This is a genomic window from Achromobacter seleniivolatilans (assembly GCF_030864005.1).
Lineage (GTDB): Bacteria > Pseudomonadota > Gammaproteobacteria > Burkholderiales > Burkholderiaceae_B > Achromobacter > Achromobacter seleniivolatilans.
In genome coordinates, this window is record NZ_CP132976.1 from 4,549,009 (window position 1) to 4,566,214 (window position 17,206).

Sequence of the window (17,206 nt, forward strand, 5' to 3'; positions counted from 1 at the left end):
GGATCAGCTTGCTACATTGATGGAAGTGAACGGCCGGGCGCCAGCGTTCGTATGAATGGAGTCGCCCGCCGCGGCGTCATCGTCCAGGGAAGCGAGAAACTGCTGGGCTTGCGCCAGCACATCTTGTGCAGCGCTCATGCGCAGTTGTTGGGACAGCGCTGGCTTATCGGCAGCAGCCGGTGCGTCGTCACGCGCCGCAACGTTGCCATGGCGCCAAGCACCCAGGCGATCGGCGGACACGGTCACGGGTACCACCTTGACCTCGCCGCTGACGGTGCGCGCCACCAGTTGCAGGGCTAGCGTCTGGGCGCCCGCAAGCCCCGGGGCGACGATAAGTCCGCGCGCGGCATCCAGCCGCACGCCCGGTGGCAATTCGGTGCCATCAGCCATGCGCAGGACCAATGTCGCAACCGGGCTGCTGCTGCGGATCAGACCCGCTGGCAAGGCATAGACGTGCCGGTTGCCCGCCGCGTCGGCGCGCCAATAACCCGTGAACGCGGCTGCGGCAAATGACAGGCCGGGCGCATCGGGGCTGGCCAGCACCGCGAGCGGCGTGCGTATTCCGTTTGGCGCGTCCATCGTGAACGGCCGTACCGCATCCGAATCGCGCCGTTCCAGCGAATCTGCCAGCAAGGCATCCAGCAGCGACGACGATGTCCACGGTTCTTGCGGCGTCAGCCCGTCGCGCGGCGAAACACCGAACTCCAGCGCTGGCGCTATCGGCGCACGCTCAACCGCCTGTTGCGCACGCTGTTGCAAGGCGTCTTCCTCGGCGCCGGCTTGCGCGTCCCCAGTGAAGAAGACAGGACGCTGCTGCGTGCTCAGGTCAGGCGGAGGAAAGATTGCCGGTGTGCCGGGATTCGGATTGGCGTTGGGATCGGGATTGGCGCCGGGGCTTGTACCAGGATTCGTCCCAGGATTCGTACCCGGGCTGGGTTCGGCGCTGACTGCGGCCACCGTCAGCGTCACGATGCGCGACACGCTGGCGCCCGATGGATCGGTTGCGCTGATCACCAGCGCAACGCTGCCCGCCGTGCTTGCCGTGCCGCGTATCGTCAACGTTTCCGGATCGAAGACCAGGCCTTCGGGTAAGCCGCTGACCTGCCACGTCAGCGCATCACCGTCCGCGTCAGTGAACAGCCCGGCAGGCAGGGTGTAGACGTAGGCTACACCGACGCGTACCGTATCCGGAGCCAGCGGAATACCGCTGTCCACCGGCAGCGTGTTGGGCGGCAGGGCAGCGTCCAGCGTCAGCTCGCGCGAGGCCGAAAGGCCATCAGGGTCCGTCACGGTGACGACCAACGTGAACTGACCCGTCACGGTCACTCTGCCCGAGATCGTGCGTGTTTCCGCGTTGAAGACCAGCCCGTCAGGCAGGCCGCTGATACTCCACGCCAACTTGTCGCCATCGGGATCGCTGAACAGCGACTCCGGCAGCACAACGGAATAGGGCCGGCCCGCCAGCGCCGCATCTGGCGTGTAAGTCGTGTTGCCTTCTACGGGCGCTTGATTGGGCAGGGCCAGCGTGACATCCACGCCATAACCCGTGCTGGCCGTTTGGCCATCGTTCAGGCTGATGGTGATGCTGCGTGCGCCCGGCGTCGCATCCGTGCTGGCGTAGGTCACGCGATGCAGCAGCGCATTGGCGTCGGCCCTGCTGATCGCCGCCGTGAACCGTAGCGTCGCCACGCCGTTGGCTTGCGTCAACGTGGCAATGGCTTGACCGTTGAACAAGATGACGTCGCCATTGCGCGTGTAGCCGTCACCGGTCTGCACCGCATAGCGGTCCCCAGCCTGGCCCGTGAAGGTCAGGCTGGCGCCTTGGTAGTTATCGGCGGCGTCCAGCTCCGCGTCGCTCAACGTCAAGACCGGCGCCAGCAACACCGGCTCGCCATCAATCACATAGACGGGCGAAGCGGCGGGCGGCGCATTCAAGACGTCCAGCGCGTTGCCCACCACGATGACGCCGCCATCTGCCGACACAACGATCTGGCCTGCGCCATCCAGTCCGCTCCGGGACCCGACCAGGCTGAGGTTGGCCGTGGCGTAGTAGTTCAACGTGCCATCGGCCAAGGTGACAAACAGCGCCTTGCCGTCTGCGGACAACGCAATGCCTTCCACTGTCTTGTCGCCGGTCAACGTGCCCAGATGGGTCAATGCGCCGGTCGCGGCATTCAGCCGGAACGCGTCGATGACTTGCGTGTTCTCATGCACCTCGTATTCGCCCGTCCAGCCATTGAAACTCGAAGTTCGGCTGTTGGAGACGAAGATTGTGCTGCCATCGGCGCTGACGGCAATGTGTTGCAGGTTGGCAAGCGACACCGCCTGCCCCGCCGCATCGGTATCGTTGGCGTAGAGGTGCGCCAGCGCCGTGAGCATACCGTTGCCGTCCCGGCGATAGACAATCAAGGCCGAGCCGTTGCTGGCATGGGTCACGACAAAAACCAGGTCGCCGCGCGACACCATATCGGTGGCTGCCCACAGATAGGGTTCGGCCGACATATCGCCGGCGACCGCACCCACATAGGTCAGCGCGCCCGTCTCTGCGTTGCGGCTGAAATACGCCAGGTTGTAGTTGTTGACCAGGTACAGATTCTTGCCGTCTTGCGACAGTGTGATGCCCTTGATGTCGTTCAGATTGCCGGCATCCACCGCATAGTTGCTGGTGAGGGTGGACTGATGCGTCAGCGCGCCGTCTGCGGCGATGCTGAACACGCCGATGGCGTTGCTGTCCGCGCGCAGGGCGTACAAGCTCTTGCCGTCGACGGACATCACCAACTGACTGATGCCCGTCAGGCTGCCCACGCCTGCAAAGACGCCGGTGTAGGTCAGCGCCCCGGTTTGGCCATCGCGGCTGAACACGGCGATGGCGCCCCTGCCATCCGCGACATAGACGCGGGACCCATCCGCAGACACAACGCTAGAGGTCAGCGTGCCCAGCCCCGAAATCGTGGCCAGTTCCTGCACATGCGTCAGGTCGCCCAAGGACAACACCGGATCGGCGCCGACCACAGGCGCATCATTGATGGCGGCAATGTCGATCTCAAACTGCATCACCGATGAGGTCAGCCCGCGCTGGTCGGTCATCGTCACGCTGACCTGGACGCTCTCGGCGGGTGCGTGGCTGCTGTTGGCGTAGGTGATTTGACGCAAGGTGTTCTGCACATCAGCGGTGGTCGGAATCGAACCCGCCGCATCGCTAAAGCGTATGACCAACACGCCGTTGGCTTGGGACACGGAGCCGATGGTCACGCCATCTTTCTTCAGACTGCCGTTTTCCAGCGTCAAGCCATTGTCCGCCAGGAAGCCAATCGTATCCGACGCGCTCTTGCCTGCACCCAGCTCGATGGTCAGCACGCTGCCGTCATAATTTCCCGCGCCGCCGTTGAAGGCATCCATCTGGGCATCGGCAATGACTGCTCCCGGGGCAATTTGAACGGCGTCTGCACGCTCCGTGTAATCCACGGTGGCTCCGCCGCCCAGCGAGGGCGGCGTATTGACGCCAGTTGCGGCCGCCAACGTCACAGTCGCCTCCTTGGCGAGCTGTGTGGAAGCGTTCTCGCTGCCGAATTCCTGCACCGTCAGGCTGATCGTGCGCGTACCGGTAACCGAGCTGCCGGTGTTGCGGTAGGTCAGGCTGTTGATGACCTCGGCCGCACGCGCAGGCGATGCGTTCAGGTAAATGGTGACGGTCGCAACGCCATTGGACAGGGTCACCATGTATTCCAGGCCTGTCGCGGTGCGCTGCGGTCCGTTGGAGTCCTTGTCCAGCGCAATCCGGCCGCCATCCGCGCCCAGGATGTCCTGCGCGCCCGAAGGGCTGATTGTCACGATCACCCGCGCCACATTCTGACCCGCTTCAACGGTATCAATGGTGGTGTTCTCAAACAGCTTGACCGCTTCACCCTCGGCGTGGAATGTCGGATTCAACGGCGTCGTGTCAGCGATGGGCGCATCGTTGACACCTTCCAGATCAACTCCGGTCAGCAGCTCATCGCTGTGGCCATCACCGTCATTCAACACGGTGCGCAAGGTAATGGCGTTACCGTCGCGGGTCGGGTCGCTGCTGGCATTGCTATAGGCGATACGGCGCAATACGTTCTGCGCATCGGCCTGGCTGATGGCAGCGGTAAAACGCAACGTCAGTTCGCCACCGCTCTGCGCAAACGTTGCTACCGCCATGCCGTTCAGCAAAATCACGCCATTGGCCGCATCCAGCTGCAAGTTGCCGCCGTCGATAAAGCTGAACCGGTCGTCACCATGAGCGCCTTCGGCCCGTGCGATCGTGATGCTGGCGCCCTGGTAGTTGCCCTGGCCATTGTTCAATGCGTCCAGCTGCGGATCTGACAGCGTCCCAACCGGCAGAACGGCAACCGGATCGGTGCCTTCCTTGTAATGCGCCGATGCCGGTTTCAAGTCCAGCACCAGCACGCCCGCGTCGTATGAAAACTCGCCCGTCAGATACAGCTTCGTGCCGTCGGCGCTCAGGGTCGCGCTGCGTATCTCGGTGAAGTCCAAGCCGTCATAACTCGTGATTTCACTCACCAGCAATGGCACACCATCCGCGCCACGGCTGTAGACGCCGATCTTGTCGGCGCTGATCACAAACACGCCAGACCCATCAGGCGACACGATGACTTGTTTGACGTCGCCGCCGGGCAGGATGGCGCCAAGCGCTGTCAGCTGTCCATCCGCGCTGATGGACAGCGTGTGCACACGGTACTCATTGTTGTCGTAGTCAACGACATACAAACTCTTGCCGTCCGCGGAAACCGTCATCGACGTCGTGTAGTAGTACTGCTCCGAGGCCGCCGGGTCTTTGCCCTGGGCCGCCATCACGAAAGCAGGAACGCCGTTGGCGTCCAAACGGAACACGCTGACCAGTGTGCTGCCGCCCGACGTACCCACGAACAAGTAGCGGCCATCAGCCGACAACGTCAAGGCATTGGCGCCATCGAGTTGCAGGCCGCTATCACCGGCGTCCGCATACGTGTGCGCCAGCGTCAACGTGGCGCCGTCCTGTTTGAAGACGAGCAGATTGTCGCCCGCCGTCACATAGACGTTTCCATTGCTGGACAGCACATCGCGGATCATGCCGTAGTCGGCCACGACGTTCGCGCCAAAGCTTCCGAGTGTGGTGAGCGCACCCGTGGCGGCATCACGCGAGAACAGCACGACGCCCTGATTGCCGATCACATACAAGGATTTTCCGTCTGCCGATACACGCAGATCCGACGCACCCGCCAGCGCGCTTACGTCACCGTTGCCGAAGGACTGCACGATACTCAGCGTGCCATCTGCCCCTCGTTGCAAGACAAACAACGTGTTGACTTCAATGTCCTCGAACACTTCCGAGTTCCATTCGGTCGTGGTGCGCAACACGTAGAATTTTCCGTCTACGTTCGCCACGTCCAGAATGCCTTCCAGCAAATTGGTCCAGTTATCTTCGCCAAGCAGCTTGATCAGTTCGGCCATCGCAAGAGAGTCGATGGGCGTGTTGAGAACGGGCGCTTCAAACTGCACGTTCACCTTGGCGCTCAGGTCCGGTTCGGCCGTGTCGTGCCCTCCATTGCTGGTGCCGCCGCTATCGCGCACGGCGGTCAATGTGATGCTGCGTTCCCCCACCGTCGGCGCGGCGCTGCTGTTGGCGTAACCCAGCCCGTTGATCAACGCTGCGGCGTCGGCGCCTGTCAGGCCTGCCGTCGACGTCACGACCACCGTGACGGTTCCGCCGCTAACGGTAACGGTGTAGGCATGGCCTGCGGCCGTCACTCCCTGGCCTGCGGCAAGCGCAATGGCAACGCCATCAACGGTCAGCGTTTCGCTGGCGCCGTTGGCGACGCCCGACACCACCACAGTCAGGCTGGTGATGGTCTGGCCGCTTTCCACGGTAGAAACTGTAGTGCCGTTGAACAGGCCGACGGCCGCGCCACCCGGACTGTACGTTGTGTTGGCGGGAGTAGAGACAACGACCGGCGCGTCGTTCACTTGAGTCACGGCCAGGGCCACCACCGCGCTGTCAGTACCGCTGGCGAACTGATCCTGCACCTGGATCTTCAGACGAATCATGGCGCCGGGGTCCTTGCCATCGTGCGTATAGCTGACTTGATGCAGCACCGCATTGGCCGTCGCCGTGCTCACCTGCGCGGTAAAGGCGATAGTCAGCACGCCACCCGCATTCGTAAAGTCGGCAATCTTGATGCCGTTGTATCGAATCTCCGAGCCCACCAGGCTCAAGTCATTGCCATCAACAAAACCGAAACGGTCGCCAGTATTGGCGGCAACATCACGTCCGATGGTGATCGTGGCGCCGTGGTAGTCGCCTGCGCCGTTGGCCAGCGCGTCATAGTCGGCATCAGACAATGTGATGCTCGACGCAGGCGTTGTTGTTGCACCCTCGGTATATGCGCCGCGGCTGTCACTCCCAGCGCTCAGCATGCTGAGGGTGATCGTACTAAAGAAGCGATGCTTGCCTCCATAGATGGACTGGCCGTCAGCGCTGACGACCACGCGCGACATCCCGCCCGCCGTGCCGATCGTTTCCGAGAATGTCGGCAGGCCATCCGCGCCCACGGAATAGAGACTGATGCCAGTGCCTGCCGCAGTAACCAGATACAGAACCTTGCCATCGTCCGACAGCGTGAGTCCGTATGCCGTCTGGCCACCGATGGAAACGCTGGTCGTACCGGCCAGGCTCAACTTGCCGGCCGCGCTGTCGTAGCGCAACGTGGTCAAAAAGAAGTTATCGGTGGTGATATAGATGTTGCCCGTTTTCGACACAACAAAAGCATTGGCGCCACTGAACGCGTTGCTATTGCCCAGCGTTGCAATCTGGGTAGCCGCGCCCGTCGCGTCCGTCCAAGTCAACACCAAGGCGCTGCGTGTCAGCTGACCCGAATAAGACAGGCTGCCATCGGCCGAGGCTGCAAAGATGGTCAGACGGCCGCCGCTCAGTGCATAGACCGTGCCGTCTTCGCCCAACTGAAGCGACACCGCCGTACCAAACCCCGCAGCAGGCGCATACGTACCCAGCAACGTCAATGCGCCATCCGCGTCCGTGCCATAGGCTCGCAACGTGGTGGCGGTCAACACGTACAACGCATCGCGGTCCTGGCCGGCCTTGATTTCCAGCACCTTCTCCGTCAGGTTGGCAACGGTGCCAATCTTGGTCAAGCCGCCGTTGTCCTCAACATGAAAGACCGCAATCGAATACGCCGTTCCGCTGCCCGTGGCCACATACATCAGGCTGCCATCGTCGGTGTACGACACTGACGTGATGCCGGGCAGGACGAAGCTTTGCAGCAGCGTCAGGGCGCCTGTGGCGGTATCACGGCTGTAGACATAAAGCGTGCCGTCGCCGCCAGCGAGCTGCCCGCTGCTGCCTGCAATCACTAGCGTGCTGCCATCATGCGACAGCGTCAGGCTGTTGACGTAGCTGTTGAAGCCGCTCAGGGAGCCGTCGCTGGTGTAGCCCAACGTGTCGGCCCCTGGCGTCAAGGCTGGCGCGCTGTTGCTGGCCTCGGCTTCCGAGATCACGCGCAGCGTCATCGTGTGCTCGGCGGTTGCGCCGTCTTCGTCGGTAACGGTGACGGTGATCTGGTATGCGCCCGCCGTAACCGGCGTTCCGCTCAGGGTTCGGCTGGCTGCGTCGAACACCAGACCCGCCGGCAGCGTCCCAACGCTCCACGTCAACGTGCTGCCCGCGTACAGGCTGTCCGGATCGTGGAACATACCGGCGTCCAGCGTCACGCTGTAGCCCGGCTTGCCTGCGGGCGCCAGCGGCAACGTATCGGGCGCGTTCACGCTGACCTCGGGCGCACGATTGGCGATCTGGTCCACGTCCAGCGTCAGCGTGTGCTCTGCAGTGGCGCCGTACGCATCGGTGACCGTTATGGTGACGGTGAAACTGCCAGTCGCCTGTGTCGTGCCCGACAGCGTGCGGGTATCGGCGTTGAAGCTCAGGCCTGCGGGCAGGCCGGTCACGCTCCAGCGTAACGTGTCGCCATCTGCGTCTTTGAAGAGGTCGGCAGGCAGCGAGACGCTATAACTGGTCTCGCTGGTGGCCTTGTCCAGGACATAACCGGCCGCCACGCCGGTGTCGATCTGCGGCGCATGATTCACGGGCAGGACCACGACAATGGCGTTGCTATCCAGCGCCCCGTCATTGCCACGCACCGTCAAGGTGATCTGGCTGCCGGCGGCAGCGTCAGTGTTGGCGTAAGTGAGCTGACGCAGCACCTGGTTGGCGGTCGCCGCCGTGGTTGACGCGGTGAACGTGATCGTCAGCGTATCGCCGCTAGCGGCAAACGTGGCAATGGCCACGCCATCCCGCTTGATCACGCCGCCCGACAGTTCAAGACCGTTGCCAACGGCAAAACCGAACGTGCCGGTACTGACCCCCGCGCCAATAACGATGCGAGTGCCGTTGTAGTCGCCCGCTCCATTGGCCAACGGATCAGCGTTGACGTCAGACAGAGACAGGTTGCCGGCAAAGCGGATCGGATCACCGCCCACCGTGTAAGCCTGAGTCATGCTCAGACGGGTGACGCCGTTGCCCGCCACCGCGATGTTCTCGCCGTCGGGCGACAAGGCCAGCGCCGCGCCGCCGCTGACGCCGGTCAAGGTGCCGGTCAGCGTCAGCGCGCCCGTGGCCGAGATGCTGTAGATGGCCATCGACCCGTTGCTGGACGTTGCGTATAGCCGCGAGCCATCCTGGGACACGGCCAGCGCACTGACGCCGTTCAGCGTCAAAGTGCCGCGCGCTTCCAGAGCGCCATCACGCAGGGCATAGATGCGGATGGTGGAGCCGTCGCCAATGAATGCCATGCTGCCATTGGCCGACACAGCCAGCGACGGCTCCGTGCCAACAGAGATACCGGTTATTTGCGACCCCGCATCCAGCTTGGCCAACGTGCCGTCAGCATTGCGGTGCAAGGTCACCAGATTGTTGCCCGACGCCACAAACACATAGTCGCCTGCGCTCGTCACTGTCCGGCTGCGCCCGCCGCCCAGCGAACCCTCATCCAGATTTTGTAGGTGCGTCAGATTCCCGGTTGCGGGGTCGCGGTTGAACACCGCCATGCCGTTGTACTGCATGGTGACGTAAACCTGCTTGCCGTCATCCGACAGCGCAATATTGCGCACACTGTCGCCAGTGGCCGTTGAACGCGCATTGGACAACGTGCCATCCACGCCAATATCCAGGGCCACGATATTGCCGCCCGTGATGGCATACAGCTGCTTGCCGTCCGCGCTCAAAGCAAGGTCTGCGATATTGCTCAGGCCATTGATACCCGCGTGGATCGTCTTGAACGTCAGCTCGTCGTGCTCGCCCACGGCAAACACCGCGATCGCCCCGGATGCGTTGGCGGCATACAGATACTTGCCGTCACTGGAATAGGCGATCTCGCGGCTGCTGCCCAAGTCCGCCAGCGTGAACGTTTGCGCCACGCTGGGTACACCCGTATCCGACAGCACCGGTGCAACGTTGATGTTGTTTCGGATCTCGACCTGGGCGCCGATATCCAACACCGCTGTCTCTTCGCCGGAATCGCTCAAGCTCGCCAACCGCACATGGATGGTGCCGCTTTCAACCTTTGTGTCGAGCGCGCGGTAAGCAATGCCGTCGATCATTGAGGAGACATTGGCCGTGCTGTTGGCCGCCGACGAATCGATGGACAAGGTAATGGTGGTGATATTGCCGCTGACCGTCACCGAGTAGGAGTAGTCGTTATTCGCGGTGCTGCCGGCGGCGGATGTTGATTGCAGCTTGATCTCGGTGCCGTCGATGACCAGCGCATGGCTGGCGCCGGTACGATCCACCGTAATGACCAGGTTCGTCAACTCTTGACTGCTGTTATCCAGCGACACATGCACGCTGTTGAACAGATCCACATCGGGAATGCTGTCCGTGCTGTCGGTGATGGTGACCGTGGCGTGGTTCGGCGTCGCTTCCACTCCTGGCGCCGTGTCGGTGGGCGCCACATTCTTGGCAACGTCCGCCGCTGTTGCGACGGCGGCCGCATCAAGCAGGAAACGGGGTTCTAAAGCCAGTGCCTGGCGGCGGAGCGTAGAGAGTCGACGGGAAGTCATGGCAGTCCTGGGGAATGGGATGGTGCGTAGATGGGCTTATTCGACTAGCGTGGTCAGCGCGGCAAGCTGACGCAGTTCGTCGACGATGTCGTCAAGACGGCTTTGAATGCGGCCTTCCGAGGCCACGAAATCCTTGCCCGACAGATAGACCTGATCCGAACCCTTTTCGGCGCAAACCAATAAGCCAGGGCCGGCAATACGGCGGAACGCGGACGCGCTGAGAATCTGGCCGTCTTCGTCGGTGGCTTCGTCGTTGCCGGTGACGATCAGGTAGAACTTCAGTCCACGGGCGCGGAAGCTGCTGCACAGGCGGGAAAAGCGTTCCGTCACAACGCTGGCTTCGCCTCCGCCCGTATCTGAATCGCCATCGATCTTCTGACCGGTGTAGGCGTTGTACGAGTCCGTGTCGAACCACCGCTGGTCGCTGGAATTCACCAGGAACACAATGGCCTTGACCCGGTCGCCCGTGCCGTCGTCGAAGTCCTTGGGCAAGTCGTCGTCCAACCCCCAGCCCGAACCGCCACGGAATGACGGCGCCAAGGCCATCGCGCTCCAGCCCATAGCAATCGCGTAATTCACGTTAAAGCGCGTGGACATCTGGTCCAGCCGTTCGCCGATATCGTTCAGATTTTTGGACAGCGGCAGCAAGGCGGCTTGCGGGCAGCCTCGGTCAGCCACCATAAAGCGCGTATCGTTCACGCCGTTTGCCAGGCCGAAGTCCGGGTTGGGGCCGATCCAGCGGATGGGCGTAGCACCCGGACTGCCGTTGATGGGCAGGTCATGGCGGTAATGAACACCGAATTGACCCGAAGGCGGGTCCGTCCAGAAATAGTTGTTGCCGCGGTTCAGGCCGCGATACATGCACAGCAGGTTGGCGCGCCGGTCGGGAATACGGCGGTCAGCCAGGCTGGCGTAGCCGGTGCGGAACAGCGAGGTCAACTCCACCGGATTCAGCGCGCCCGGTGAGCTCCACAGCCGGATGCGGTTGTCATGCGCCGGGTCATAAATATTGACGGACTGGCTGTAGGGAACCAGCGCGAGCCACGCGCTCTCAGCGTCTTCGATCAACCGGGACGCGAACGACTTACCCAAGCGGCGCAGCACAGCCAGGTTGGCGGCGTCTTCGCCCAGCGTGTTGGGCAATGCCAGCGCCACCTCTAGCGATCGTTGACGCGATACCGCCGCGGACGCCACCGTGACGGATTCGGCCGGCGTCTGGGACAACATGCTGGACGCCTCGAAAATGGCCGTCACGCGCGTACCCGGCATGTCGTTCTTCGTGATGGTCTCGACCTTGACGGACAACGCCCGGCTCAATTGCGAACGGTCCATGCCCAGATTGACGGCCACGTATCGCTCGGCAATCTCCTGAAGATCCGCATCACGCGACTTGGCGTAGGCGGCGGCAGAAGCCAGCGCCGCAGCATCGGTTGCGCGTTTCATCTGCGCAGCATCCGCCGTCATGCGGGTGCCGTCCGACGCAAACGCGGCCAGCACAGCAACCGCAGCGATCAGCAATAACAGAAACACGGCGGACGCGCCGCGTTGCCGCGCTAGCGATGGGACCCTATTGGAACGTTTCTTCATGGTTCGGAATAAGCCAGGCCAGTTGCAATGCTTTCAGCGCGCAGCGCTTCGTCTAGCGTGATGGTTCTGGAGGTAGCGCGGAAAATGCCGGTGGTTTCCAGCACTTCGGGCAGCGGGATACCCGCCCACAAGGAAATATCGGTGGTGTCGCGGCACGCCTTGACCACAATCATCGACATGGTGCTGTTGTCGACGTTGCTTTGACCGGTATCGGGCCGATCTTCCGGCAAGGTGCCCGTGTAGCGGCCGCCGGCAGCGGGCGCCTCGCACAGCGCGCGCGCCCCGCCGCGCTGCAACGCCCAGGCGATGCGCCCGGACTGCAATACATTCAGAATGATGAGCTGCTGCATATTGGTATGCCCTTGCATCGCGAGCTCTGCCAGCGCATCGACGCCGCCCGCAGTCAGCTTGGGCTGCGCGGCCAGGTTCAACGCCATCGCACCCGCCGCGTTTTCAACACGGATGCGCTCGCTGTGAATGCGCTGCATGTCGGCGCCGATCATGCCAACGCCCAATAAAATAGGCAGCGCAATCGCGGCTTCAACGGCCAGAGCCCCGCGTTGCCGGCGGCGGGACGAAGCCGCAGGCACGGCACGGCGAAAGGGCCTTGGCAGCATCCTCACGGGCGCGATTCCTCGGCGCGTTGCGGCAGATAAGCCAGCACTTGCTGATAGCGGTATCGGAACGCGCCGCTGTCCACGCCCAGCAAGCGCGGCAAAGGCGTAATGAAGTCCTTGCGCACGTCCACCTCAATCCGCCATGCGGGCACGTTGGTCAGCGCCTTGGATGCCGTCTCATCTTCCGCCGCGCCGCCGCCCATCGCATCCAGCGACGCGAAGCGTTCCACCTCGACGGTCGCGATGTTCTCATCGTCCAGATAATTGTGCGAAGCCGCCACCATGCGCTGGCGCACCAGCGATTCCATCGAGCCGCCGTCCAGCGCAGCAGCCCCGTCCTGACGAAACTGCTGCACTGCGCGTTCCAGTGCGCTGGCGCCCATATTGATGGTGAGGCCGATGTTGGCCAGCTCCATGAACATCATTGCCGCAGCGATGACAACGGGCAGCACATAGGCAGCTTCCACCGACAGCGACCCGCGCTGACTGCGCAGGAAGCGCTGCTTTCGTTCAATGAGATCAGCCATTGTTGCTGGCCTCTTTTTCGCGCAGCCGCAATACGTGACGGCTGGCGGCCATCAGTTCAGCGGCAACCGCAGCGCCATCGCGGATGCGCTGACGGCGCTGCGCGAAGTCTTCCAGCGCCAGCGGCACCAGCGCGGGCGCCATGATGGTTTCCAGCGTCTTGCGCGCGCTGCCTTCATCGCCTTGCAATACTTGCGCAAACGCCAGGTTCAGTTTGAGCGTAGGCAGTTGCGCCGCATCGGCCTGGGACAGCAGGCGTATGGCCTGCTGCGCATCGCCGCTGGCCAGGTGCGACAACGCCAGGTTGTTCAGCACCCGGAAGTCGGACGGGTCCAACTCCCAAGCCTGACCCAGCAGTTTGCGAGCCTGTTCGTGATCGCCGCCTGCGTCGAGCAACACGCCCTTGGCGTTCAGCGCGGCCACATTGTTGGCGTCCGCCGTCAGCGTGCAATCGAAATCCGTCATGGCCGCGTCGCGCTGGCCCAGCGACATGCGAGCGCGACCAAGACCATTGCACAACGTGACCGTCGCCGCCGGTGTCAGCTTGATGCTTGCCTCGGTCAGGGCGCGGCGAGCGCGGCCGAACAATGCGAGATTGTCACGGGGAGACTGCGTGGGCGCCGCCACGCTGGCGTATTCCAACAGTTCAAGGGGCTTCAAGCTCCCGCGCTGTTCCAGCTGTGCGTAGACGCCAGCCGCGCCTTCGTAGCGGCCCTGGTCCCGCAACAGCCGCGCAAGCTTCAGACCTTCGGCCACGGTATCGCCGCTGCTCACTGGCGGACGCGGCGACGCATTGGCCCCGCTGGATTGCGTCAGCAAATTGCGGCTGCTGGGCGCGGCAGCGGAATCGGGCTTGCTGGAGAAGGCGCTGCATGCGCTCAACATGGCCAGCATCAACAGCATGCCGGCGCTTTTACCAACGCGCACGACGGGCATCGGAAACAGAGTAAGGGTTGCGTTCATTGCATCAGGGTCCGGATAACGCGCATGAGCGCGGGCGTGGCCACAATGGCGACCACAGGCGGCAGAATCAACGTCATAAGCGGCACGCTTAACTGCGCGGGCAGCTTGCCGGCCTTCTCTTCCAATTCAAGAATCAGACGGCTGCGGCTTTCTTCGGCAATGGTGCGCAACGCCTGCGCCAGCGGCGTGCCGTAGCGTTCAGCCTGTACCAGAGAGCCCACCATGCTTTCGATGGTCGGCACGCGGGTACGGTCGGCCAGATGGCGCAACGCGGCGGCGCGGTCGGGCAGCAATTGCAATTCGGCGCTGGTGTAGGCCAGTTCGTCAGCCATGGCCGGTGCGCTGAACGCGAGTTCACGCGACACCACTTTCAGAATTCTCGGAAACGGCAAACCAGCTTCGGCGCAGATCACCATCAGGTCCAAGGCGTCGGGCATGCTGCGCGACAGGGCTTCGTGGCGGCGGCCGGCACGAAGCTTGACCAGCAGCTCCGGCAAGGTGGTGCCCACGAACAACGAGATCAGACCCACAGCCAGTCCCGTCAGACCGAAGCGGGTTTGCGGGCTGGTCAGCCACCACAGCGCCAGGCCGCACAACAGCACGCCGCTGCCATACTTGGCCGCCATGAACAGGCCGCTTGCCTCTGTGCGGCGCCAGCCGGCTTGCGCCAGCAGCCGTTCAATGGCGCGTTTGTCCTGCTCGGTTCCCGCCAGCTTCATTCCGAAGGCGGCCAGGCTTTGCGCCAGCGGCGAAAGCGGCGTGTTGTCGTCAAGCGCAATGGACACCGTGGTTTGCGTGGCGCTTTCGCCACCGCGACGGCCAAGCCGCTCGTGCAATGGGTTGCGCCGCGCTTCAGCGCGCAGCAGCCAGGCAACCAGTGCCAGTCCGGCAAGAAAGGCCAGCAACAGAATCGGCACTAAGGGGTCAGATAGGAATGGCATGTCGATGTGTCGTGCAGGTCAGCGGATACGCTTGACCATCAGATGTGTGATGAACAGGCCCAGGCCCACGCTGGCGGCCGCATAGATCATGACTTTGACGCCCGCCGCATCGTTGAACATGAAGCGGAAGTCCTCGGGAGAATTCGCGTACATGTAGAGCAGCACGCCCGGCACCAGCATGGCGACGATCTTGGCCGATGCACGAGCCTCGGAAGTCTTGGCCTGTACCTTCATGCCCAGCTCGGCGCGGGCGCGCAGCGTGGCCGACAGGCGTTCGAGCGTGTCGCCCAGACGGCCACCGGATTCCTGGCTGATGATCAGAATGACGGCAAAAAAGCGGTATTCGGGCAGCGGCACCCGCTCGGCCGACGACTGCATCGCTTGCTTCAACGGCACACCCAGCTTCAACCAGTTTTCTATTTCACGCAGCTCGGGCGCCAGCGGTCCATGCAGGTGGTCGGCGGCAATCCCGAACGCGCTGTGCAGCGGCACGCCAGACCGGCAGATACGCGTAATGCCATCGATGGCTTCGGGCAGGCTGCGCGCCAGCGCGGCAAGATGCTTGCCCATGGCCTGCTGGTATAGCAAGGTGCACAACGTCACCCACAACACCGGCGCTACCAGCAGCGCCAGCGCAATCGGCGTGCCGGTCATGCGCACCAGCGCCAGGGCGCCAATCAGTGCCACGGCGGCAGACACCAGAATCCGCTGGCGCAACGTCCGCAACCAGCCCAGCGACCGCAACCCGCCGCGCAATCGCGTCAGGCGTTGACCCAGCCAGCGCCAGCGCAACACCAGATCGTCCTGTCCAGGAAGCGCGATCGAATCGGCTGATTGCAGAACGGCGGCCGCCATTCCGCTTTCCCGCTGCATCTGCAAGCGCAGCGCAGCCAGGCGGGCGGCCATGGCATCTTCCCGCCGTTGACGGCGGCTATTGGCGCGCAGAGCGTAGAAGCCCACAAACACCAGCAGAAAAACCAGCAGAGTGAAAAGATCGAGCATGTCAGGGTAGCCTTATCGCTGTCAGGCGATGTCCTGATCGAAAAGGTGAGATTTCTCGGTGTAGAAATTCGGACGCAGGCCGCTGCCAGTGTGTTCACCGATCACTTGCGTAGCGGTTGATCCTGCCCGCGACCGGAAGACAAACAGCTCTTGCGACTGGATGACTTCTTCTTCCATGCCGCAGATTTCCATGATGGACACCACGCGCCGCGCGCCGTCGCGCATGCGTTCGATCTGCACGATCAAGTCCACGGCGCTGGCGATCTGGCGGCGTATGGCAGCAAGCGGCAGCTGCATATTGGCCATCATCACCATGTTTTCCAGACGCATCAGCGCGTCGCGAGGCGTATTGGCGTGCACGGTGCACAGCGAGCCGTCGTGGCCGGTGTTCATCGCTTGCAGCATGTCAAAGCACTCGCCGCCGCGCACTTCGCCCAGGATGATCCGGTCGGGCCGCATACGCAGCGCGTTCTTCATCAGGTCGCGCTGGTCAACGCGGCCGCCGCCTTCGGCGCTTTCCGGCCGGGTTTCCAGACGGATGACGTGCTCCTGTTGCAGTTGCAGTTCGGCTGCATCTTCAATGGTGATGATGCGTTCAAACGGACTGATGTTTTGCGACAGCGCATTGAGCAGCGTCGTCTTGCCCGCGCCTGTGCCGCCAGACACGACGACATTCAGCCGCGCTTCCATCGCGCGGCGCAGCAGCACGGCCATGTCCATCGACATCGCGCCACGCTGCGCCAGCGACTCCAGCGACAGATCGCGGCGCATGAATTTGCGAATCGAGATCGTGGTGCCGTCCAGCGCCAGCGGGTGCGTGATGACGTTGACCCGGCTGCCGTCTGGCAGACGCGCGTCGACCATGGGGTTGGCTTCGTCGATGCGGCGTCCGACGCGCGCGGCGATGCGCTGCGCCGTATTGAAGACGTGCTCTTCATCGATGAATGTGATGGACGACCGTTCCAGCTTGCCGAAACGCTCAACGAAGATCTGGCCGGCGCCGTTGACCAGGATGTCGTTGATCGTATCGTCGGCCAGCAGCGGTTCGATGGGGCCCACGCCAACCATTTCATCGAGCATCTGGCGCGAGATGAGTTCTTCTTCCTGACCCGACAACTGCAAGCGCTGCTCGTCGCAGATGCGCCGGATCAGCGCATCGATCTGCGCTTGCAGCCGGTCGCGCGGCATCGCCGAGGCCTTGAGCGGATCGATTTGCGTGAACAGCTCATCGCGGATGACACGGCGCTGCGTGTTGCTTTCCGCCGTCTGCTGGGCCGTGGGGGCAACAACCGGCCGGGGTGCGGGCGGCGGCATGCGCGGCGCGGCAACCGGCGCTTGCACTGGCTGCGCGGCCAGCGGCGGCGCAGGTTGCGCCAACGCAGCCGTCACAGGAGCCGCCGGCGCATGAGTCACCGGCAGGGAGGAAGAAGTAGCGGTCTTGCGGCGTGGCAGCATGATGTCGGTCGTGTGTGGCGTAAC

8 protein-coding genes are annotated in these 17,206 nt (G+C 63.2%); all 8 read right to left on the reverse strand.

What is annotated here, in order from left to right; genetic code table 11:
* Positions 1 to 3 precede the first annotated feature (3 nt).
* The 8 genes from RAS12_RS20475 to RAS12_RS20510 are packed head-to-tail and all read right to left on the reverse strand — an operon-like array spanning position 4 to position 17,182.
* Positions 4 to 10,092: a putative Ig domain-containing protein gene (locus RAS12_RS20475; protein WP_306939670.1), complete on the reverse strand. Its 10,089-nt coding sequence runs from the start codon at positions 10,090 to 10,092 to the stop codon at positions 4 to 6.
* A gap of 36 nt (positions 10,093 to 10,128) precedes the next feature.
* Positions 10,129 to 11,679, reverse strand: coding sequence for a hypothetical protein (locus RAS12_RS20480; RefSeq protein WP_306939671.1), 1,551 nt, complete (start codon positions 11,677 to 11,679; stop codon positions 10,129 to 10,131).
* Positions 11,676 to 12,296: a TadE/TadG family type IV pilus assembly protein gene (locus RAS12_RS20485; protein WP_306939672.1), complete on the reverse strand. Its 621-nt coding sequence runs from the start codon at positions 12,294 to 12,296 to the stop codon at positions 11,676 to 11,678. Before RAS12_RS20485 ends, RAS12_RS20480 begins: the two co-directional genes overlap by 4 nt.
* A 2-nt stretch (positions 12,297 to 12,298) precedes the next feature.
* A complete protein-coding gene (locus RAS12_RS20490) occupies positions 12,299 to 12,823 on the reverse strand; it encodes a TadE/TadG family type IV pilus assembly protein (protein WP_306939673.1) in 525 nt (174 codons plus the stop codon).
* Positions 12,816 to 13,784, reverse strand: a complete 969-nt coding sequence (locus RAS12_RS20495; RefSeq protein ID WP_306939674.1) for a tetratricopeptide repeat protein — start codon at positions 13,782 to 13,784, stop codon at positions 12,816 to 12,818. Before RAS12_RS20495 ends, RAS12_RS20490 begins: the two co-directional genes overlap by 8 nt.
* Entirely contained in the window at positions 13,781 to 14,725 is a 945-nt protein-coding gene (locus RAS12_RS20500) for a type II secretion system F family protein (protein ID WP_306939675.1), read from the reverse strand. Before RAS12_RS20500 ends, RAS12_RS20495 begins: the two co-directional genes overlap by 4 nt.
* An 18-nt stretch (positions 14,726 to 14,743) precedes the next feature.
* Positions 14,744 to 15,727 carry a type II secretion system F family protein gene (locus tag RAS12_RS20505; protein ID WP_306939676.1) on the reverse strand — a complete coding sequence of 328 codons (984 nt, stop codon included), beginning with the start codon at positions 15,725 to 15,727 and terminating at the stop codon, positions 14,744 to 14,746.
* Between the two features lie 21 nt (positions 15,728 to 15,748).
* The gene (locus RAS12_RS20510; protein ID WP_306939677.1) at positions 15,749 to 17,182 is read right to left on the reverse strand and encodes a TadA family conjugal transfer-associated ATPase; all 1,434 of its coding nucleotides are present in this window, start codon (positions 17,180 to 17,182) and stop codon (positions 15,749 to 15,751) included.
* Positions 17,183 to 17,206: the final 24 nt, after the last annotated feature.